The organism is Variovorax sp. 10N412 (assembly GCF_056394985.1).
The window spans coordinates 127,761-146,091 of record NZ_JBFTIO010000003.1 but is presented as its reverse complement, the minus strand read 5'-3'; the positions used below and the strand labels follow the sequence as shown (position 1 = coordinate 146,091).

The 18,331-nt window shown below is 68.6% G+C and carries 20 protein-coding genes; 10 read left to right on the top strand and 10 right to left on the bottom strand.

Annotation, left to right across the window (positions count from 1 at the left end):
• Positions 1-4: 4 nt before the first annotated feature.
• The 3 genes from AC1DJH_RS10015 to AC1DJH_RS10005 form a co-directional block, all read right to left on the bottom strand.
• Positions 5-517 (bottom strand): Smg family protein, encoded by a 513-nt coding sequence (locus tag AC1DJH_RS10015; protein WP_472112820.1) that lies wholly within the window; start codon positions 515-517, stop codon positions 5-7.
• 92 nt (positions 518-609) lie between these two features.
• Entirely contained in the window at positions 610-1,755 is a 1,146-nt protein-coding gene (dprA, locus tag AC1DJH_RS10010; RefSeq protein WP_478185573.1) for a DNA-processing protein DprA, read from the bottom strand.
• 30 nt (positions 1,756-1,785) lie between these two features.
• Complete coding sequence (locus AC1DJH_RS10005) at positions 1,786-3,003, bottom strand: LysM peptidoglycan-binding domain-containing protein (protein ID WP_435487590.1); 1,218 nt, start codon at positions 3,001-3,003, stop codon at positions 1,786-1,788.
• A 158-nt stretch (positions 3,004-3,161) separates the two neighbouring features.
• Between AC1DJH_RS10005 and def the strand changes: the two genes are divergently transcribed.
• From def to AC1DJH_RS09980, 5 genes are read left to right on the top strand one after another with little or no spacing between them, the layout of a single operon-like run.
• The gene (gene def, locus AC1DJH_RS10000; RefSeq protein ID WP_435437434.1) at positions 3,162-3,680 is read left to right on the top strand and encodes a peptide deformylase; all 519 of its coding nucleotides are present in this window, start codon (positions 3,162-3,164) and stop codon (positions 3,678-3,680) included.
• A 5-nt stretch (positions 3,681-3,685) separates the two neighbouring features.
• Positions 3,686-4,195 carry a hypothetical protein gene (locus tag AC1DJH_RS09995; RefSeq protein WP_478185572.1) on the top strand — a complete coding sequence of 170 codons (510 nt, stop codon included), beginning with the start codon at positions 3,686-3,688 and terminating at the stop codon, positions 4,193-4,195.
• Positions 4,192-5,148 (top strand): methionyl-tRNA formyltransferase, encoded by a 957-nt coding sequence (gene fmt, locus AC1DJH_RS09990; protein WP_478185571.1) that lies wholly within the window; start codon positions 4,192-4,194, stop codon positions 5,146-5,148. Before AC1DJH_RS09995 ends, fmt begins: the two co-directional genes overlap by 4 nt.
• Positions 5,148-5,888: an AzlC family ABC transporter permease gene (locus AC1DJH_RS09985; protein WP_478185570.1), complete on the top strand. Its 741-nt coding sequence runs from the start codon at positions 5,148-5,150 to the stop codon at positions 5,886-5,888. Before fmt ends, AC1DJH_RS09985 begins: the two co-directional genes overlap by 1 nt.
• 23 nt (positions 5,889-5,911) lie before the next feature.
• Entirely contained in the window at positions 5,912-6,223 is a 312-nt protein-coding gene (locus AC1DJH_RS09980) for an AzlD domain-containing protein (RefSeq protein WP_435487620.1), read from the top strand.
• A gap of 20 nt (positions 6,224-6,243) precedes the next feature.
• On the opposite strand, the gene AC1DJH_RS09975 is transcribed toward AC1DJH_RS09980, so the two are convergent.
• Genes AC1DJH_RS09975 through AC1DJH_RS09950 form a run of 6 tightly spaced genes read right to left on the bottom strand, consistent with a single transcriptional unit; the run spans position 6,244 to position 11,767 of the window.
• Positions 6,244-7,218 carry a Bug family tripartite tricarboxylate transporter substrate binding protein gene (locus tag AC1DJH_RS09975; protein ID WP_478185569.1) on the bottom strand — a complete coding sequence of 325 codons (975 nt, stop codon included), beginning with the start codon at positions 7,216-7,218 and terminating at the stop codon, positions 6,244-6,246.
• A 40-nt stretch (positions 7,219-7,258) separates the two neighbouring features.
• The gene (locus tag AC1DJH_RS09970; protein ID WP_478185568.1) at positions 7,259-8,236 is read right to left on the bottom strand and encodes an MBL fold metallo-hydrolase; all 978 of its coding nucleotides are present in this window, start codon (positions 8,234-8,236) and stop codon (positions 7,259-7,261) included.
• The gene (locus AC1DJH_RS09965; RefSeq protein ID WP_435487584.1) at positions 8,233-8,442 is read right to left on the bottom strand and encodes a DUF2783 domain-containing protein; all 210 of its coding nucleotides are present in this window, start codon (positions 8,440-8,442) and stop codon (positions 8,233-8,235) included. The genes AC1DJH_RS09970 and AC1DJH_RS09965 overlap by 4 nt, the downstream gene beginning before the upstream one ends.
• The gene (locus tag AC1DJH_RS09960; RefSeq protein ID WP_478185567.1) at positions 8,439-10,088 is read right to left on the bottom strand and encodes an FAD-dependent monooxygenase; all 1,650 of its coding nucleotides are present in this window, start codon (positions 10,086-10,088) and stop codon (positions 8,439-8,441) included. The genes AC1DJH_RS09965 and AC1DJH_RS09960 overlap by 4 nt, the downstream gene beginning before the upstream one ends.
• Before the next feature lie 7 nt (positions 10,089-10,095).
• Positions 10,096-11,217: an alpha/beta hydrolase family protein gene (locus AC1DJH_RS09955; protein WP_478185566.1), complete on the bottom strand. Its 1,122-nt coding sequence runs from the start codon at positions 11,215-11,217 to the stop codon at positions 10,096-10,098.
• Positions 11,210-11,767 carry a VOC family protein gene (locus tag AC1DJH_RS09950; RefSeq protein ID WP_478185565.1) on the bottom strand — a complete coding sequence of 186 codons (558 nt, stop codon included), beginning with the start codon at positions 11,765-11,767 and terminating at the stop codon, positions 11,210-11,212. Before AC1DJH_RS09950 ends, AC1DJH_RS09955 begins: the two co-directional genes overlap by 8 nt.
• 88 nt (positions 11,768-11,855) lie before the next feature.
• Here AC1DJH_RS09950 and AC1DJH_RS09945 point away from each other — a divergent pair, with 88 nt between their 5' ends.
• From AC1DJH_RS09945 to pyk, 3 genes are all read left to right on the top strand, one after another.
• Positions 11,856-12,761 carry a LysR family transcriptional regulator gene (locus AC1DJH_RS09945; RefSeq protein WP_472112789.1) on the top strand — a complete coding sequence of 302 codons (906 nt, stop codon included), beginning with the start codon at positions 11,856-11,858 and terminating at the stop codon, positions 12,759-12,761.
• A 102-nt stretch (positions 12,762-12,863) separates the two neighbouring features.
• Positions 12,864-14,057 carry a phosphoglycerate kinase gene (locus tag AC1DJH_RS09940; protein ID WP_478185564.1) on the top strand — a complete coding sequence of 398 codons (1,194 nt, stop codon included), beginning with the start codon at positions 12,864-12,866 and terminating at the stop codon, positions 14,055-14,057.
• Between the two features lie 99 nt (positions 14,058-14,156).
• Complete coding sequence (gene pyk / locus AC1DJH_RS09935; RefSeq protein WP_472112783.1) at positions 14,157-15,605, top strand: pyruvate kinase; 1,449 nt, start codon at positions 14,157-14,159, stop codon at positions 15,603-15,605.
• Positions 15,606-15,720: 115 nt separating this feature from the next.
• Here the strand turns inward: pyk and AC1DJH_RS09930 are convergent, their stop codons facing one another.
• Entirely contained in the window at positions 15,721-16,737 is a 1,017-nt protein-coding gene (locus AC1DJH_RS09930) for a 1-aminocyclopropane-1-carboxylate deaminase (RefSeq protein ID WP_478185563.1), read from the bottom strand.
• A gap of 135 nt (positions 16,738-16,872) precedes the next feature.
• Here AC1DJH_RS09930 and AC1DJH_RS09925 point away from each other — a divergent pair, with 135 nt between their 5' ends.
• Positions 16,873-17,358, top strand: coding sequence for an Lrp/AsnC family transcriptional regulator (locus AC1DJH_RS09925; protein ID WP_478185562.1), 486 nt, complete (start codon positions 16,873-16,875; stop codon positions 17,356-17,358).
• A gap of 35 nt (positions 17,359-17,393) precedes the next feature.
• Positions 17,394-18,326 (top strand): alpha/beta hydrolase, encoded by a 933-nt coding sequence (locus AC1DJH_RS09920; RefSeq protein WP_478185561.1) that lies wholly within the window; start codon positions 17,394-17,396, stop codon positions 18,324-18,326.
• Positions 18,327-18,331: the final 5 nt, after the last annotated feature.

The window sequence follows — 18,331 nt, the reverse complement described above, 5'->3', positions numbered from 1 at the left end:
CGGGTCAATGGGCCGTGCGGCCTTCGCGGGACTCGCAGAGCTCGTCGAGCACCAGCGCATCGGGCTCGATGCCGGTGCTCCAGTGCACCATCAGCACGATGATCTTCAGCTCGTCGAGCGCCACCGGATCGCCCGGCGCCGCCATGGCGCGCTCGACCACGATTTCGCGCAAGCCGCAGGGCAGCACCTGGGACGACTCAAGAAAGCTGATGAAGCCCAGGCACTCGGCACCCAGGTGCTCCTGCTCGGCCTGCGAGTAGACGCGCATGGCATCTTGCGACTGCGGCATGGCCGCTTCGGGCGCGCCGCGCAGCGTGACCGTGGCGCTGTCCTTGGTGTGGTGCTCGATCTGCATGCCTTGCGTGGCAAGGCTCAGGCCGTCGAGCCAGTGAAGGGCGTCGCGGATTTCTTCTGCCTCGAAGCCGTGCGCACTGAGCTTGCGGCCCAACTGCTCGGGTTCGGGGCAGGCATCGCCGCGCCAATAGTTTTCGTACACAAAAACAAGCACTTCGAACATGGGCCCAATATAGCCCAGGAAGTGGTCGCTCGCCCTCGGGCTTCGTGCACTTCGTGTCTCTTCTCCTTCGCTTGCGAACGAGCACCCGCGAATCAGGTGGTGGCCATGCGCTGGAAGAGGCCGCCGGGCAGGCGTGTGATCTGGCCGTCCAGCTCGAGCTCGAGCATCCTGGCCTGCAGCGCGGCCGCGCTCCAGCCGGTGCGCGCGCTCAGCGCGTCGAGGCTCACGGGGTCGAAGCCGAGGGCGTCCAGCAGCGGGTCTTCGGCCGGGGTGGCCGCGTGCCCGTTGCCGATGGTGGACGAGGCCGCGGCCGCGATTTGGGTCCGCAACGGCGGGAGCTCCTCGAGTATGTCGCTCACCGATTCCACGAGCTTCGCGCCCTGGCGGATCAGCGCATGGCAGCCGCGCGATTGCGGTGAATGGATCGAGCCCGGAATCGCGAACACTTCCTTGCCCTGCTCCGACGCGAGCCGCGCGGTGATGAGCGAGCCCGATTGCAGCGCCGCCTCCACCACCAGCGTCCCGCGCGCCAGCCCGGCGATGAGCCGGTTGCGCTTCGGGAAATTCTGCGTGAGCGGGGGCGTGCCGAGCGGCAGCTCGCTCACGATCAGCCCCTGCTGCGTGATGCGATGCGCCAGGTCGCGGTGCCGCGCCGGATACACGCGGTCGAGCCCGGTGCCGACCACGGCCACCGTGGCCAGCCGCGGCGTGTCGCCGGCCGCGTCGAGCGCGCCCTGGTGCGCCGCGCCGTCCACACCCAGCGCCAGGCCCGACACCACGGGCAGGCCCACCTCGCCCAGGGCGCGGGCAAAGCTGCGTGCGTTGGTGGCGCCTTGCGGCGTGGGGTTGCGGCTGCCCACCACCGCGATGCTGTGGCCGAGCTGCGTCAGGTTGTAGTCGGCGGCGCCCAGCACGTAGAGCAGCAGCGGCGGATCGGTCATTTCGAGCAGCGAGGCGGGGTAGCCGTCGTCGCCGAGCGTCACGACGCGGCGCGACGTGCCGTTGTCCCCGGCATGCAGCCACTGCCAGGTCAGGTCGATCTGCGCCTGCAGGTTGGGGGGCGTCTGCTGCAATGCCGCGGCCTGGGCTTGCGAGACGACCTCGCACAACGCGGCGTCGCGTTGCGCGAAGACCTGCTCAGGCAGCCCGAAGGCCGCGAGCAACCGCCGAGCGGCGCCGTCGCCGACGCCTGGCGTCAATGAAAGCCGCAGCCAGCCTGCGAGTTCTGCGCGTTCCAAACCTGTGTTCGAGAAAGCCGGGGCCGCAGGTCAGGGATTGACGAGGAAGTCGCCGGCGCGCGGAGTGTCGTTGATTTCGAGCACGAGCGCGTAGGACACTTTCTCGAAAGTGCGGAACACCATCAGCAGGCCGATGCGTTCGTTCGGCAGCTTGATGGTTTCCTTGCGCGCGCCGGTGCGGTCGAGGATGGTCTCGCCGTTCTTGAGGATGGCCAGCACATGGCCGTTGTCCACCCCGTCGCGCGTGCCTTTGTTGATGGCCACCACCTGGTTCTGCGCCGCGAACTGCACCGCATTGCCGTAGACGGAGATGATGCGGCCTTCGACCTGCGTCGACGGTGCGCGCGGCACGTAGCTCAGGAGCTGGCGCGGCGGCTCGGGCAGCAGCCGGTCGCCGGCGCGCATTTCCTCGCGCGACGCGACGATGTCGATGCTCGCCGGCACCACGGTGATGACGTCCTTGTCCTGCACCGTCTCGATGGTGGTCGACTCGCCGCGCTGCAGCCGTGCCTTGCCCAGGTACTGCGCCTCGTAGCCGAGGATTTCACCCGTGCCGGGGTCTTTCAGCGGCGTGGCGGTGCGGAAGACGCGGAAGTTCTGCACCGGGCCCGCGGCCTCGACCAGCGGCGATTCGGCATTGCCCCGGGCATAGGCCCGGTCGCCGCGCGACAGCAGCACGCGGCTGTCGTTGCCCGCCACGATGCGGGGGGCGCTGTCCAGCGTGTTGGCGTCCACCACGATGGGTTCGCTCAGGAACGGCTCGATGACGCTCGGGTTGAGCGTGGGCAATGCCATGCCGGCCAGCGAATCGAAACGGGTGCGCGGTGACAGCTTGATGGTGCCGCCTTCGCCGCCGAAGCCGCCGCGGCGGGTGGTCAGGCGTGCCCGGCCGCCGGTCTTGTCCAGGTAGAGCACCTGGCCCGGGTAGATGCGGTGCGGGTTGGCGATTTCATCGATGTTCATGCCCCAGAGCTCCGGCCAGCGCCAGGGGCGCAGCAGGAAGAGGCGTGAAATGGCCCAGAGCGTGTCGCCGGGCCTGACCGTGTATTCGTCGGGCGCGTTGGGCGCCAGTTCGCTCAGGGGCACACCCTGCTGGGCGGTTTGCTGGGCTGTGGCTCGCTGCTGGGGCGTGACCGGGTAATTCTGTGCCCAGGCCGTCGTGGCGCCACAGCCGCCGAGCACCGCCAGGGCTGTCAGCGTTGCAAGAAGATGAGGGCGCTGGTGGTCGGTGAATCTGAGCTTTTTCATGTCTGGATGGTGAGCGCGCGAAGTATCGCCGCGCATACGAATCTCACAATTTGCTACGAATTCTGCGCTGAAGCCCCTGGGAGGGCAACGTTTTCGGTGCCACGCGTCGCGTCTGGTCGCGGAATTGGCGAAAATAGCCACAACTTTCCCCCGATTTCATGGCTAAACGAATCATTCTGAGTTACCCGGACAAGCGCCTGCACACCGTGGCCAAGCCCGTGCAGGGCGTCGATGCCCGCATCAAGGCCCTGGTGGCCGACATGCTGGAGACCATGTACGACGCCAGCGGCATCGGCCTGGCGGCGACGCAGGTCGACGTGCACGAGCGCCTCGTGGTCATCGACGTGTCCGAGGAGCGCAACCAGCCCATCGTGCTGATCAACCCCGAAATCACCTGGGCCAGCGACGAGAAGGTGCTGAACGAGGAGGGCTGCCTTTCGGTGCCCGGCATCTACGACGGCGTGATGCGTTCCACCTCGGTCAAGGTGCAGGCGCTCGACGAGAACGGCGAGCAGCGCACCATCGAGGCCGACGGCCTGCTGGCCGTGTGCATCCAGCACGAACTCGACCACCTGCTCGGCAAGGTGTTCGTCGAATACCTCTCGCCCCTGAAGCGCAACCGCATCAAGAGCAAGCTGCTCAAGCAGCAGCGCGAAGAACTGCGCGAACAGGCCTGACCCCCATGACCTCACGTCGTTTCGGCTCCCTCGCAGCACTGGCGGTCTTCGCGGTCGCAGCCCTGGGGCTCGCCGGCTGCGCGAACGAACCCACGCGCGTCCAGCCGGGCGCCACCGCCGCCGACACCCTGCAGCGCCTGGGTGCGCCCACGGGCCGCTACCCGCTCACCGGCGGCGGCGAGCGGCTGCAGTACTCGCGCATGCCGGCCGGCTTCGAGGTGACCGACATCGACGTCGACGCCGCAGGCAAGGTCGTCTCGGTGACGCAGGTGCTCAGCGAGGCGCGCTTCGGGCAGGACATCCTGGTCAACCAGTGGCGCCAGAACGACGTGATGGCCTTCTACGGCCGCCCCTATGAAATCAGCCGCGTCAGCTCCTTCGACGGTGCCGTCTGGACCTGGCGCTACAAGGCCGTGAACGAACGCCGCATGCTGTACATCTACATCGACCCCACCGGCGTGGTCCGGCGCTATCACACGGGAGACGATCTCGAGCTCGATCGGGTCCGAGATTGAGCCGCCTGCGAGTCGTTTTCGCGGGCACGCCCGAGTTCGCGCGCGCCGCCCTGGAGGCCATCGCCGCCGCCGGCCATGACGTCGTGCTGGTGATGAGCCAGCCCGACCGCCCTGCCGGCCGCGGCATGAAGCTGCAGGCCTCCCCCGTCAAGCAATGCGCCGTCGCCCACCAATGGCCGGTGGCACAGCCGCGCAGCCTGCGGCTGGACGGCAAGTACCCCGACGAGGCCTCGGCCGCGCGCGACACCCTGCTGGCTGCCAGGCCCGACGTGATGGTGGTGGCGGCCTACGGCCTGATCCTGCCCCAGTGGGTGCTCGACCTGCCGGTGCACGGCTGCCTCAACATCCACGCGAGCCTGCTGCCGCGCTGGCGCGGCGCTGCGCCCATCCACCGCGCCATCGAGGCCGGCGACGCCCAGACCGGCATCACCATCATGCAGATGGACGCGGGCCTGGACACCGGCGACATGCTGCTGCGCGAGGCCATCGACATCGGCAGCGACAACACCGCCCGCCTGCACGACCGGCTGGCCGAGCTGGGCGGAAAGATGATCGTCGAGGCGCTGGCGCGCATCGGCACGCTCGTGCGCACGCCGCAGCCCGCCGAAGGCGTGACCTATGCCCACAAGGTCGAGAAGCACGAAGCGCTGATCGACTGGGCCCAGCCGGCCGACGCCATCGTGCGGCGCATCCGGGCTTTCGATCCGTTCCCGGGCGCCAACAGCCCATTGGATGGCGAGACCATCAAGCTGTGGACCGCCCATGCCGATGCCGCGTCTGCCGAGCAGGCCGCACCGGGCACCATCCTGGCCGTCAGCGACACCGGCGTGACCGTGGCCGCCGCCGGTTCGGCCGTCACCGTCACCGAACTCCAGCGACCGGGCGGCAAGCGCCTGGCCGTGGCCGATTTCCTGCGCGGCTTCGACCTGAAGCCCGGGCAGGCCTTCGGCTGATGTTCCTCTCGCAGCGCATCCGCAGCCGCCCTGAATTCCGCGTCGGCGTGCGCGACATGACGCCGGTGGCGCTGGGCATCGGCGCCTGGGGCCTGATGACCGGCGTGGCCATGGTCAAGTCGAACATGAGCGTGATCGAGGCGCTGGCCATGACCCTGCTGGTCTACGCGGGCAGCTCGCAGCTCGCGGCCATTCCGCTGCTGTTCGCGGGCGCGCCGGCGTGGGTCATCTTGGCCACGGGCTTCTGCGTCAACCTGCGCTTCGTGGTGTTCAGCCTGCACCTGCGCCCCTACCTCATGCACATGCCGCGCTGGCGCCGCATGACGCACGGCTACCTCACGGCCGACATGAGCTATGCGCTCTTCACCAAGAAGTATCCGAAGCCGCCGCTGACCATTTCCGAGCAGGAATCGCAGGAGGCCTACCTCACCGGCAACTACTTCGTGACCTGGTGCGCGTGGATGGGCATGAGCCTGCTGGGCGTGGCGCTGGCCAACTTCATTCCGCAGACCTGGGGCCTGGGCTTCGCCGGCGTGCTGAGCCTGGTGGCCATCGTCTGCTCGATGGCGACCACCCGCCTGCGCGTGCTCGCCGCGCTGATTGCCGGCGTGACCGCCGTGGCGGCCTATGCACTGCCGCTGAAGCTCAACATCGTGGTGGCCATCGGCGTGGCCGTGCTGCTGTGCTTCTGGCTCGAGAAGCAGTTCGGCCTCGACCCGACGGCGGAGGACGACAAGTGAGCGCCACGACGGACTGGTGGACGATGGGCGTGATCGTCGGCCTGGCGCTCGTCACCGTGCTCACCCGCTGCTTCTTCTTCATTCTCGACCGGCCCTGGGGCCTGCCCGAGTGGGCGCACCGCGCGCTGCACTACGCGCCGGCGGCCGCGCTCGCGGGCGTGATCGCGCCCGAGATCGTCATGACCCAGGGCCACCTGATCACCACGCTGCACGACGCGCGCCTGTATGCGGCGGTTGTCGGTGCGGCGTATTTCTACTGGCGGCGCGGGGTGCTCGGCACCATGATCGCCGGCATGGCGGTCTACCTGCCGCTGCACCTCGGCCTGGGCTGGTAGCCGCAGGGTTTCTTTTTTGTTCAGTCGAGCTTCACGCCGGCGGCCGCGATGATCTTGCCCCAGCGCTCGCTTTCCGCGCGCGACAGCTTGTAGAAGTCCTGCGGCGTTCCGGGCAGCGCCTCGAAGCCGAAGTCCGCGAACAGCTTCACCACCTTCGGTGCCTTCATTGCCTTGTGCAGCTCGCTGTTGAGCCGCGCCACCGCCTCGGGCGGCATGCCGGCCGGGCCGATCAGGCCGTGGAAGGCGTAGGCGTTGACGTCGCTGAAACCGGCCTCCACGAAGGTCGGCACCTCGGGCAACGCGCTCGCGCGCTGCGGCAGCGCGATGGCCAGCACCCGCACCTTGCCCGACTTGATGATGGGCAGGCCCGAGGCCAGGTCCAGCATCATCACCGGCACCTGGCCGCCCATCACGTCGGTCATGGCGGGCGCGGCGCCCTTGTACGGCACGTGCGTGATCGTCAGGCCCGCCTTCTGCTTGAAGAGTTCCATCGCCATGTGGTGCGGCGAGCCGTTGCCGGGCGAGGCGTAGCTCACCTTGTCGGGGTTGGCCTTCACGTAGCGCACGAACTCGGCCACGGTCTTGGCAGGAAAGTCGGGGTGCACCACCAGCGCCACCGGAAAGCGGCCGATGGTGCCGATGTAGGTGAAGTCGCTCGCGGGCTTGTACGGCAACTTGACGAACATGTGCTCGTTGAAGAGCAGCGCCGCGTTCTCGGCCTGCATGACCGTGTAGCCGTCGGGCCTGGCCTGCATCATCACCGACACGCCGATGTTGGTCGACGCACCGGGCCGGTTGTCGATGATGAGCGGCTGCCCGAGCGACGGCTGCATCGCCTCGGCCAGCGTGCGCGCGAGGTTGTCGGTGCCGCCGCCGGCCGAGTAGGGCACGATCCATTTGATCGGCTGGCTGGGGTAGGCGGCCGGCTGCGCCGACGCGAAGGTGGCGCTCGTCAGGGCGAGCGCCGCGGCCATCAGGGGAAGGAATCGCTTCATCGTCTCTTGTCTCCGTTGCTTGTCTTGAAATCGGTTCAGGTCATTCGCCGCGCAAGACCTGCCAGAGCTCGCGGTCGCGCTCGGCGGTCCACACCACGGGGTGCTCGATGCCGCGAAGCTCGTCGTAGGCGCGCGACACGTCGAAGGGCAGCACGTGCTGGAACACGGGCCAGCTGCCGAAGCGCGGTGTCATCGCGGCGTCTGCGCGCGCGAAGCAGCCGCGCAGTGTTTCGCCTGCGGCGATGCCGGCCTTCACGCTGTCGAGCAGCGTGGAAAGAAAGGCCTTGGTGAGGTCGATGGCCTCCGCGCAGGCCGCTTCGTTCTGCAGCACCGCGCCGCGCCCCGGCACCAGCACGCGGGGGTTCAGCGCCCGCACCGCGTCGAGCGTGCCGGCCCAGTCGCCGATGTAGGCATCGCCCGCGTACACGCCGCAGTGGTTCTCGACCACGTCGCCCGAGAACAGCACGCCGCAGTCGGGCAGCCAGGCCACCGTGTCGCCGCTCGAATGGCCGCGACCCAGCGCCATCAGCCGCAGTTCTCGCCCCGTGCCCGGGCGCGGGCCGAGCCACAGGCTCATTTCGCCGGCGAAGCTCACCGTCGGAAAGGTCAGCCCCGGGATTTCCTCCACGCCCGCGAACAGGCGCGGAAAGCGTCCGACTTCCGAATCGAAATCGGCCTGCCCGCGCGTGCGGATCCAGTCGAGCGTGCCGTTGCTCGACACGATCTGTTCCACCTCGTCGAAGGCGCTCGCGCCCATCACGCGCACTGCGTGGTAATGCGTGAGCACGACGGTCTTGACGGGCTTGTCGGTCACCGTGCGGATGGCCGCGAGAAAGTCGCGCGCCATGCGCGGCGTGGGGCGCGTGTCGATCAGCACCACCTGCTCGTCGCCGACCACGAAGCCGCAGTTGGGATCGAAGTCGCTGATGTAGCCATAGGCGCCGGGCGCGAGCTCGCGCAGCTGCGGCTTCTGCTCGCGGGTGTCGGAAGCGGAAGCGAAGGAGACGGAAGTGGTCATGGGGCGTGTGGGGTCGTGGGGTCTTGCGCGGCCGCTGCCGCATGGATGCAGGCGAGCAGCACGTCCTGGTCGGCGCACTGGTTGGCCAGCAGCAGCACCAGGCGGGCGTTGAGGTCGGCGCTCTGCGCGTCGGTGCGGCCTTCGTGCGCGGCGAGCAGCGCTGCGTAGAAGCCGTCGGGATCGGGGATGCGGGGTTCGGTGATCATGGGGTCGGGCGGTGTGCGAGCGCGGTGCGCAACGCAGAGGCGATGGCTTCGGGCAGAGCGTTCTGCAGCACGGCGGCGCGGTAGGCATCGGGCCGCACCAGCGCGAAGCCGCCTGCACCGTCGATGCCGAGATGGGCTGCGAGTTGGTCGTCGGCTTGCAGCGCGGGCAGGCCGCTGTCGCCGCCCACGGCCAGCAGGCGCAGCGGCAATGAAGCCGTGGCCTCGAGCGCCGCTTCGGCCTGCGCGCGCGTGGGCGCGAACCACAGGCCGATGCAATGCGTGCCTTCGGCCAGCAGCTGCATCAACGTCGTCTCACGCCCATCGGCCCAGCGCAGCGGCAGGTTCTGCACGGTGCGCGCGCCCTCGGGCAAATGCGGTGCGGCCGGGTAGGCGTTGGCGACCGACATGCGCCCCGTGTTCACCAGCGCGCGTGCGAACGGATACCGCGCCGCCAGCGCCACCACCGCGCGGCGCAGCGTGTGTTCGGCCGGCGAGCGCGGCGCAAGAAAGCGCGCCGAGCGGCTGGTCACCTGCAGGTTCTCTTTCGCGGCGGGTTGGCGCTCCGCGTCGTAGCTGTCGAGCAGCGCATCGCCGGCCTGGCCTTGCGCGACCAGCGCGAGCTTCCAGCCGAGGTTGGCCGCGTCCTGGATGCCGCTGTTGCCGCCGCGCGCGCCGAACGGGCTCACCACATGCGCCGCATCGCCGATGAAGAACACCGGGCCGTGCCGGAAGCTGTCGAGCAGGTGGTCGCGGTAGCCGTAGGGTCCGATCCACACGAACTCGAACGCCACGTCGGGCCCGAGCTGCTCGCGCAGCCGCGCGCCCGCCACCTCGGGCCGGCTGATGGCGGCCGTGTCGCAGTCCTCGGGCATCTGGTAGTCGATGCGCCACACGCCGTCGGCCATCAGGTGCTGCCACACGCCGCGGCCTTCGTTGAAGGGCGCGTCGACCCAGGTCCAGCGCTCGGTGGGCAGCGGCTTCTTGAAGCGCACGTCGCTGATGCACCAGCGGTCGGTGCTGCGCGAAGCATGGGCCTCGATGCCGAGCTGCGTGCGGATCGGGCTGTTGGCGCCGGTCGCGTCGATCAGCCGGTCGGCCTCGATCGTGTAGCTGCCGGCGGGCGTCTCGATGTCCAGGCGCACGCCGTCGGCCAGTGGCTCCACGCGCGTCACGCGGCTCTTCCAGCGCACGTCGGTCACGCCCAGTTCGAGGATGCGCTCGACCAGGAACCACTCGACGTAGAACTGCTGCAGGTTGATGAACGGCGGCTGCCTGGAGACACTCGCGGCCTGCAGGTTGAAGTTGTAGACCTCCTCGTCGCCCGAGAAGGTGCGCCCGAACGACCAGGTGATGCCCTTGGCCGCGATGCGCTCGTAGACGCCCAGGCGCTCGAAGATCTCCAGGCTCTTCTGCGCGTAGCAGATGCCGCGCGACGACGCACCGCGCACGCCGACGGTGTTGTCCTCGTCGAGCAGCACGGCCCGCACGCCGCGCTGCGCCAGGTCGCAGGCCAGCGTGAGGCCGGAAGGCCCGGCGCCGACGATGACGATCGGGTGGCGCACGACCTTCGTGCTCTCTAGTTCAGGGGGTGGCGCGAAAGGCCAGGCCGGCAGCTCGTAGGCCGGTGCGAAGGCAAAGGTTTCCATGTTTCTTCTACAGCGCGTGCGCGAATTCGGCGATGGCGTCGGCCGCCTTCGGGACCAGTTCGGGTTGCCCCGCGAGGTAGTGGTTGCCGCCCACGATGTCGACGTTGCGGATGCGCGAGCCGCCCGCGGCCATCCACGCGTCGCGCGTGCTCGGGAACGTCGACTGGTCGCCCGTGTAGGTCAGCAGCAGCTTGGGCACCGTGGTGCGCGCGAGGTTGGTCGGCCCGTCGGCCTGCGAGCGCGACGACCATTGCGAGAGAAACGCCGTCAGCGAGGTGGTGCGCCCCATGGCGTTGGCCGAGTAGTTCACCTGCCGCGCGTCGCCCCACACGCTGCCGGGCAGCCGGTCGTTCGCATCCAGCGAGAGGTCCACGCAGCGCGGATCGGCGTGCGTGCGGTAGACGATGAAGGTCTGGTCGCGCGGCGCGCCCGCTGTGCCGCGCAACAGCGCGAGGCGCTCGACGCACCACTGCTCGATGCGGTCCAGCCGCGCCTTCTGCGCCGCGCTGAAGTGCGCCAGGAAGTCGCCGTCGTAGGGCACGCGATGGCGCGGGTCGTACATGTCGAGGTCGGGGTCCACCGACAGCGGGTCGTGCTCGTCGGTGACCGAGGGGTCGATCCAGTCGCGCATCAGCCGCGTGCGGCCCAGGTGCGCGGCGCACAGTGCGATGCCGTCCACCGGCGGCAGGTCGCTCGGGTGCAGGTGCGTCGCGTCGCCGTCGGGCAGGTGGGTGGCGGTGAGCTGTTCGGCCTGCGCCTGGTAGAAGGCCGCGAGCGCGGCGCCGCCCGAGTTGCCGACGAGAAATACCTTCTCGTAGCCGGCTTCGCGCAAGTGCCGCACGCCGGCGCCCAGGTCCTGGATGGCGCGCTCCATCAGCAGCACCGTGTCGTTGCCCACGAAGCGCGAGTTCAGCCCCATGCAGCAGACGCCGCGCTCGGCCAGCGGGCCGATCAGGTAGTGGCCCATGAAGTTGCTGGTCGGGTGCATCACGATCGCCGCCACCTTCTTCGGCCCCTGTGGGGCCCGGAAGGCGCCGTAGATGCGCGGGCGCAGCATCTGCAGGCCCGACTGGCTTTCCATCGCCGCGCCGGGCTTCACGTCGATGACGGCGAGTTGCAGTTCAGACATGCGATGCGCCCTTCTTCGCTGCACGCAGCTCGGCCTTGCGCGCTGTCCATGCATCGAGGTCGGCACGGGCGCGCAACGCATGTGCGTCCATCTCGGCTTGCGGCACGGTGGGCGTGGTCAGTTCCACGCGGATGCCGTTGGGGTCGAAGAAGTAGATCGACTCGATGATGTGGTGGTCGGTCACCCCCAGCACCTCGACGCCCGCGCCTTCGAGCCGCGCCTTGGCGGCTTGCAGGTCGGCCACCGAATCGACGCGCAGCGCGATGTGGTTCACCCACGAAGGCGTGTTGGGCGAGGGCAGCGCCGCGGTGTCGTCGCCCAGGTCGAAGAAGGCGATGTACGAACCGTCGCGCATCTGAAAAAAGATGTGCACGTAGGGGCAGTACTCGCCCGTGCTCGGCACGTGGTCGCTCTTGATCACGTGCGCCAGTGGCAGGCCCAGCAGGTCTTCGTAGAAGCGGCGGGTTTCCTCGCTGTCGCGGCAGCGCCAGGCGAAATGGTGCAACCCGTGAATGGGTGGGGGTGCCGTGTGGGCAGTCGTCGTCGGCATGGGTGTCTCCGTTCAGCCGCGATTGGGCGACGACGCGTCTTATGATGCAATCGAAATTAATTCATCGATTGATGAAATAAACATATATATGAACCTGACCCTGCGCCAGCTGCGCGCCTTCGCAGCCGTGGCCGAAACCGGCAGCTTCACCGCCGCGGCACAGCAGCTGCACCTCACGCAGTCGGCGCTCAGCGTGCTGGTGCGCGAACTCGAACGCGAGATGGGCGTGCAGCTGCTCGACCGCAACACCCGCAGCGTGCAGCTGTCGGAGGCCGGGCGCGAGTTCCTGCCTTCGGTGCACCGCTTGCTCGGCGACTTGGCGGGCGCGGTGGCGGGCGTCACGGATCTGCGTGACAAGAAGAAAGGGGTGTTGCGGCTTGCCGCGCCGCAGCTCATGGCCTGCACGCTGATGCCGCGCGTGATCGCGGCCTACCGCGAGAGCTACCCCGACGTCGATGTGCGCCTGGCCGACACGCTGCCCGAGCACCTGCTCGCGGGCGTGATGGCCGGCGACGTCGAACTCGCCGTGGGGCAGGACGTGGCGGTCGACGGTGCCATCGATCGCCGCACGCTGTTTCGCGACCGCCACTGGCTGATCTGCCCGCCGGACCATGCCTTCGCCAAGCGCCGCAAGGTGCGCTGGCACGAGCTGGGGCCTTACACCTTCATCGCCCCCACGCGCGACTTCCGCCAGCGCGTGCTGCCCGAGCTGGGCCCGGCCGAGCGCGCGTACATGCTGCGCGCCGGCACGCAGGAGGTGTCGTACATGACCACAGCGCTCGGCATGGTGGCCTCGGGGCTCGGGCTCACGGTGTGCCCGACCTACTCCGCCTCGCTGGTGCGCGCCCACGGCCTGCAGATGGTGCGGCTCGAGTCGCCCGACTTCCACCGCGAGGTGTGCGTCTACAGTGCGGCGCGGCGCAGCCTGTCCCCGGCGGCGGCGAGCTTCGTCGAGATCCTCGAAGGCTTCGCCAAAGCCCAGCCAGGGCGCTGAGCAAGGGCTGAAAAGCATCGGGCCGCCGCAACAGGCGCACAGTGCCACGAGGGCGCCAAACCTACAATGCAGGCCGACCCGTCTTCCACCTACTCCAGATCCATGAACGTCATTCGATTCACCGACCTCTGCGCACAGGGCAAAGCCGCCGGCCAGCGCGTTTTCATCCGTGCCGACCTCAACGTGCCGCAGGACGACGCCGGCCACATCACCGAAGACACGCGCATCCGCGCCTCGGTGCCCTGCATTCAGCTCGCGCTCGATGCCGGCGCGGCCGTCATGGTCACCTCGCACCTGGGCCGCCCGACCGAAGGCGAGTTCAAGCCCGAAGACTCGCTGGCCCCCGTGGCCAAGCGTCTGGGCGAGCTGCTCGGCCGCGAAGTGCCGCTGGTCGCCAACTGGGTCGACGGCGTCGACGTCAAGCCCGGCCAGGTCGTGCTGCTCGAGAACTGCCGCGTCAACAAGGGCGAGAAGAAGAACGACGAGGCGCTGGCCAGGAAGCTGGCCGCGCTCACCGACATCTACGTGAACGACGCCTTCGGCACCGCCCACCGCGCCGAAGCCACCACCTACGGCATTGCGCAGTTCGCCAAGATCGCCGCAGCCGGCCCGCTGCTGGCGGCCGAGATCGACGCCATCACCAAGGCGCTGGCGCAACCCAAGCGCCCGCTGGTGGCCATCGTGGCGGGCTCCAAGGTCAGCACCAAGCTCACCATCCTCAAAAGCCTGTCGGCCAATGTGGACCAGCTGATCGTCGGCGGCGGCATCGCCAACACCTTCATGCTGGCCGCCGGCCTGAAGATCGGCAAGTCGCTGGCCGAGCCCGACCTGGTCGACAACGCCCGGGCCGTGATCGAGGCCATGCGCGCGCGCGGCGCCGACGTGCCGATTCCGGTGGACGTGGTCACGGCCAAGACCTTCGCCGCCGATGCGCTCGCCACCGTCAAGGACGCCAATGACGTGGCGGACGACGACCTGATCCTGGACATCGGCCCCAAGACCGCCGCCATCCTGGCCGCGCAACTGCGCGAAGCCGGCACCATCGTCTGGAACGGCCCGGTGGGCGTGTTCGAGTTCGACGCCTTCGCGGGCGGCACCAAGGCCATCGCGCAAGCCATCGCAGAGAGCAGCGCGTTCTCGATCGCCGGTGGTGGCGACACGCTCGCGGCCATCGCCAAGTACGGCATCGAGAAGCAGGTCGGCTACATCTCGACCGGCGGCGGCGCCTTCCTCGAGGTGCTGGAAGGCAAGACCCTGCCGGCCTTCGAAATCCTGGCCAAGCGCGCGGCCGGTTGACCGGCGGTGCGGCGGACGCGCGACGAAAGCCCGTCAGGGTGACTTCCGTCAGACACACAAAGTGTATACAGTAGCGAATACAAAACGGAGACTACCCTCATGAGCACGGACCGCATCCCCCGCCACGCCACCAAGATCGTTGCCACGCTCGGTCCGGCGTCCAGCACACCGGAACTGCTGGAACAGATGATCCAGGCCAAGGTCAGCGTGGTGCGGCTGAACTTCAGCCACGGCACCGCGCAGGACCACATCGACCGCGCGGTCATGGTGCGCGAAGCCGCCCGCAAGATGGGCCGCGAAGTGGCCATCATGGCCGACCTGCAGGGCCCCAAGATCCGCGTGGGCAAGTTCGCGCAGGGCAAGGTCTGGCTGGAGCCGGGCGCCAAGTTCGTGCTGGACGCCTCGCGCACCGAACCCGGCGACGTCGACGCCGTGGGCCTGGACTACAAGGACCTGCCGCGCGATGTGAAGCCCGGCGACAAGCTGCTGCTGAACGACGGCCTCATCGTGCTCACGGTGGACGGCGTCAAGGGCGAGGCGGTGCACACCACCGTCAAGCTCGGCGGCGAGCTGTCGAACAACAAGGGCATCAACAAGCAGGGCGGCGGCCTCACGGCGCCCGCGTTGACCGCCAAGGACATGGAAGACATCAAGACCGCGATGAGCTTCCAGGCCGACTACGTGGCCGTGAGCTTCCCCAAGAACGCCACCGACATGGAAATGGCGCGCCAGCTGTGCAACGTGGCCGCGGCCGAGTTCGGCCACAAGCCCGGCATGATCGCCAAGATCGAGCGTGCCGAGGCCATTCCCAAGCTCGAAGAGATCCTGCGCGCCAGCGACGGCATCATGGTCGCCCGCGGCGACCTCGCCGTTGAAGTCGGCAACGCCGCCGTGCCGGCGCTGCAGAAGAAGATGATCCGCATGGCGCGCGACATGGACAAGGTGGTCATCACCGCGACCCAGATGATGGAGTCGATGATCACCAACCCCGTGCCCACCCGCGCCGAGGTGAGCGACGTGGCCAACGCCGTGCTCGACGGCACCGACGCCGTGATGCTCTCGGCCGAAACGGCCTCGGGCCGCTATCCGCTGGAAACCGTGCAGGAGATGAGCCGCATCTGCGAGGCGGCCGAAATCGCCGAAGACAAGACGCTGGACGCCGACTTCAGCGGCAAGACCTACAGCCGCATCGACCAGTCGATCGCGATGGGCGCGCTGTTCACGGCCCACCACCTGGGCGCCAAGGCCATCGTGGCGCTCACCGAGTCGGGCTCCACCATGCTGTGGATGAGCCGCCACCGCGCGCACATTCCCATGTACGCGCTGACCTCGCGCCTGGCCACGCAGCGCAAGATGGCGCTGTACCGCAACGTGCGCCCGCTGCTGATGGACTCGCAGACCGACCGCGACACCGCGCTCGAACAGGCCGAAGCCCATCTGAAGAAGCGCGGCATCGTGCAGAGCGGCGACGTCTACGCCATCACCTGCGGCGAGCCGATGGGCGCCCCGGGCGGCACCAACATGCTCAAGATCTGCCGCGCCAGCTGACGGGTACTTTCACGAAACACCGCGGAACCGGCTTTGCCGGGCCGCAGGTGTTGCCCCCGGCGAGGGGGTTGGCGAAGCGACACGAAGTGCGCGCAGCCTGGGGGAGTGCCAATTTCTAGCCGTTGCGAAAGAGGAAGCTGTAGGCGTTCAGGGCGGGCACACCGCCCAGGTGCGCATACAGCACCTTCGAGCCGGCCGGAAACTCCCCGAGCCGCACCTTCTCGATCATCCCGTGCATCGACTTGCCCTCGTACACGGGGTCGGTCAGCATGCCCTCCATGCGCGCGCACAGGCGAATCGCCTCCAGCGTGCCTTCGTTCGGCAGCCCGTACTCGGGCCCGCCGAAACGGCGGTCCAGCACCACGTCCTCGTCGGTGATGTCGCGGCCCAGCCCCACCAGTTCGGCCGTGCCCTTGGCGATGCGCACGATCTGCTCGAAGGTCTGCTGCGGCTTGGCCGAGGCGTCGATGCCGATCACGCGGTCGGCACGGCCGTCGGCCGCGAAGCCCACCACCATGCCGGCCTGCGTGCTGCCGGTGACCGAGCAGGTCACGATGTAGTCGAACTTGAAGCCCAGCTCGGCCTCCTGCTGGCGCACTTCTTCCGCAAAGCCCACGAAGCCCAGGCCGCCGCGCGGATGCTCCGAGCAGCCCGCCGGAATCGGGAACGGCTTGCCGCCGGCCTTGCGCACGTCGGCCATCGCTTCTTCCCAGCTCTTGCGGATGCCGATGTCGAAGCCCGCCGCGTCCAGCCGCACGTCGGCGCCCAGGATGCGCGACATCTCGATGTTGCCGACCCGGTCGTACAGCGCGTCGGAGTAGTTGACCCAGTTCTCCTGCACCAGCACGCACTTCAGCCCCAGGTGCGCCGCCACCGCGGCCACCTGGCGCGTCTGGTTCGACTGGATGCCGCCGATGGACACCAGGGTGTCGTAGCCGCCTTCGAGCGCCTCGGGAATCAGGTACTCCAGCTTGCGGGTCTTGTTGCCGCCGAAGGCCAGGCCGCTGTTGCAGTCCTCGCGCTTGGCGTACAGCTCGACCTCGCCGCCCAGGTGCGCGCTCAGGCGCTTCAGGGGGTGGATCGGCGTGGGGCCGAAGGTCAGTGCGTGACGGGGAAACTTCTTCAGGTTCATGGTGCGGCTCCAAGGGGTTGAAGCCTTGAATCGTAGGAAGAAGGGCCCGCAACGTGCTTGCGAAGTTGTCTGGCTTCCCGAATGAAAAAAAGGCACGATGGCAAAAGCCATCACTTTCAAGCCGAGGAAAAAGGAATGAACACAACAAAATTGCGTCCTCCCCCGGAGCTCGACCGCACCGACCGCGCCATCCTTCGCGCCCTGCAGCGCGACGCCTCGCTGTCGAACGTGGCGCTGGCCGCCAAGGTCAACCTCAGCGCCGCCGCCTGCCTGCGCCGCGTGGAGCGGCTCAAGGCCTCGGGGCTCATCAAGGCCATCGTCGCGCTGCTGGACCCCGACGCGCTCGACGTCGGCATGCTCGTGATGATCGGCGTGGTGCTCGACCGCTCCACGCCAGACTCCTTCGCCGACTTCGAGAAAGCCGCGCAGAAGGTCTCGGGCTGCCTCGAATGCCACGTGGTGACCGGCGAGTTCGACTACTTCATGCTCGTGCGCACGCGCGACAACGACAGCTTCAACCGCCTGCACGCCGAGCAACTGCTGTACCTGCCGGGGGTGCGGCAGATCCGCACCTTCGTCGTTCTGAAGCAGGTGCTGTCGACCACGCAGCTTCCCATCTGACGAAACCGGTCGGCCACTGCATGCGTACTGGTGCGATGAGCTTTCCCACCTTCGCCACCGCTTTCCACTCCCTTCGCCGGCGCCGCAGCGCCTTCGTCACCGCCTTCACCGTCACCGCCGCCGCCGTGCTGTCGGCCTGTTCGCCGGTCAAGGTGCTCAACGGGCTGGTGCCCGCCGACACCTACCAGTTCCAGGGCGACATCGCCTACGGCCAGGCGCCGCGCCAGGTGCTCGACGTGTACCAGCCGTTGCCGTCCACCCGGCCTGCACGCGGTTCGCGCCCGCTGGTGGTGTTCTTCTTCGGCGGTACCTGGACCCACGGCGACCGCGCCAGCTACAAGTTCGTCGGCGAGGCGCTGGCCGCGCGCGGCGCGGTGGTGGTGGTGCCCGACTACGGGCTGTCGCCGGCCTTCACCTACCCGGTGTTCGTGCGCGACAGCGCGCTGGCCGTCAAATGGGCGCTCGACAACGCCGCGCAGCTCGGTGCCGACCCGAAGCAGGTCTACGTGATGGGGCACAGCTCGGGCGGCTACAACGCCGCGATGGTGGCGCTGGACGATCGCTGGCTCGGCGAGGTGGGCGCCAGCCCGAAGCAGCTGGCCGGCTGGATCGGCCTGGCCGGCCCCTACGACTTCCTGCCCATCGGCGACCCGCAGGCGCAGGCGGCTTTCAACTGGCCGAACACGCCGCGCGACTCGCAGCCGCTGGCGCATGTCACTGCGGCCTCGCCGCGCGCGCTGCTCATGGCGGCCTCGAAGGACAACCTGGTCTACCCCGATCGCAACACCGGCCAGATGGCCACCGCGCTGCGGGCCGCGGGCGTGCCGGTGGAGGTGAAGCTGTTCGACAACCTGAGCCATGTCACGCTGATCGGTGCGTTCGCCAAGCCGATCCAGTGGCTGGGCGGGCCGGTTCTGCCGCCGGTCCTGGGTTTCCTCGGGCTGGCGTCGGTGCCGTCCCACAATTAGGGTGA

What these genes read in the sequence shown, in the direction of transcription:
- AC1DJH_RS10015 (WP_472112820.1), bottom strand. Translation starts at nt 517, where the DNA reads ATGTTCGAAGTGCTTGTTTTTGTGTACGAAAACTATTGGCGCGGCGAT.
- AC1DJH_RS10005 (WP_435487590.1), bottom strand. Translation starts at nt 3,003, where the DNA reads ATGAAAAAGCTCAGATTCACCGACCACCAGCGCCCTCATCTTCTTGCA.
- def (WP_435437434.1), top strand. Translation starts at nt 3,162, where the DNA reads ATGGCTAAACGAATCATTCTGAGTTACCCGGACAAGCGCCTGCACACC.
- AC1DJH_RS09995 (WP_478185572.1), top strand. Translation starts at nt 3,686, where the DNA reads ATGACCTCACGTCGTTTCGGCTCCCTCGCAGCACTGGCGGTCTTCGCG.
- AC1DJH_RS09985 (WP_478185570.1), top strand. Translation starts at nt 5,148, where the DNA reads ATGTTCCTCTCGCAGCGCATCCGCAGCCGCCCTGAATTCCGCGTCGGC.
- AC1DJH_RS09980 (WP_435487620.1), top strand. Translation starts at nt 5,912, where the DNA reads ATGGGCGTGATCGTCGGCCTGGCGCTCGTCACCGTGCTCACCCGCTGC.
- AC1DJH_RS09975 (WP_478185569.1), bottom strand. Translation starts at nt 7,218, where the DNA reads ATGAAGCGATTCCTTCCCCTGATGGCCGCGGCGCTCGCCCTGACGAGC.
- AC1DJH_RS09970 (WP_478185568.1), bottom strand. Translation starts at nt 8,236, where the DNA reads ATGACCACTTCCGTCTCCTTCGCTTCCGCTTCCGACACCCGCGAGCAG.
- AC1DJH_RS09965 (WP_435487584.1), bottom strand. Translation starts at nt 8,442, where the DNA reads ATGATCACCGAACCCCGCATCCCCGATCCCGACGGCTTCTACGCAGCG.
- AC1DJH_RS09960 (WP_478185567.1), bottom strand. Translation starts at nt 10,088, where the DNA reads ATGGAAACCTTTGCCTTCGCACCGGCCTACGAGCTGCCGGCCTGGCCT.
- AC1DJH_RS09955 (WP_478185566.1), bottom strand. Translation starts at nt 11,217, where the DNA reads ATGTCTGAACTGCAACTCGCCGTCATCGACGTGAAGCCCGGCGCGGCG.
- AC1DJH_RS09950 (WP_478185565.1), bottom strand. Translation starts at nt 11,767, where the DNA reads ATGCCGACGACGACTGCCCACACGGCACCCCCACCCATTCACGGGTTG.
- AC1DJH_RS09945 (WP_472112789.1), top strand. Translation starts at nt 11,856, where the DNA reads ATGAACCTGACCCTGCGCCAGCTGCGCGCCTTCGCAGCCGTGGCCGAA.
- AC1DJH_RS09940 (WP_478185564.1), top strand. Translation starts at nt 12,864, where the DNA reads ATGAACGTCATTCGATTCACCGACCTCTGCGCACAGGGCAAAGCCGCC.
- pyk (WP_472112783.1), top strand. Translation starts at nt 14,157, where the DNA reads ATGAGCACGGACCGCATCCCCCGCCACGCCACCAAGATCGTTGCCACG.
- AC1DJH_RS09930 (WP_478185563.1), bottom strand. Translation starts at nt 16,737, where the DNA reads ATGAACCTGAAGAAGTTTCCCCGTCACGCACTGACCTTCGGCCCCACG.
- AC1DJH_RS09925 (WP_478185562.1), top strand. Translation starts at nt 16,873, where the DNA reads ATGAACACAACAAAATTGCGTCCTCCCCCGGAGCTCGACCGCACCGAC.
- AC1DJH_RS09920 (WP_478185561.1), top strand. Translation starts at nt 17,394, where the DNA reads ATGAGCTTTCCCACCTTCGCCACCGCTTTCCACTCCCTTCGCCGGCGC.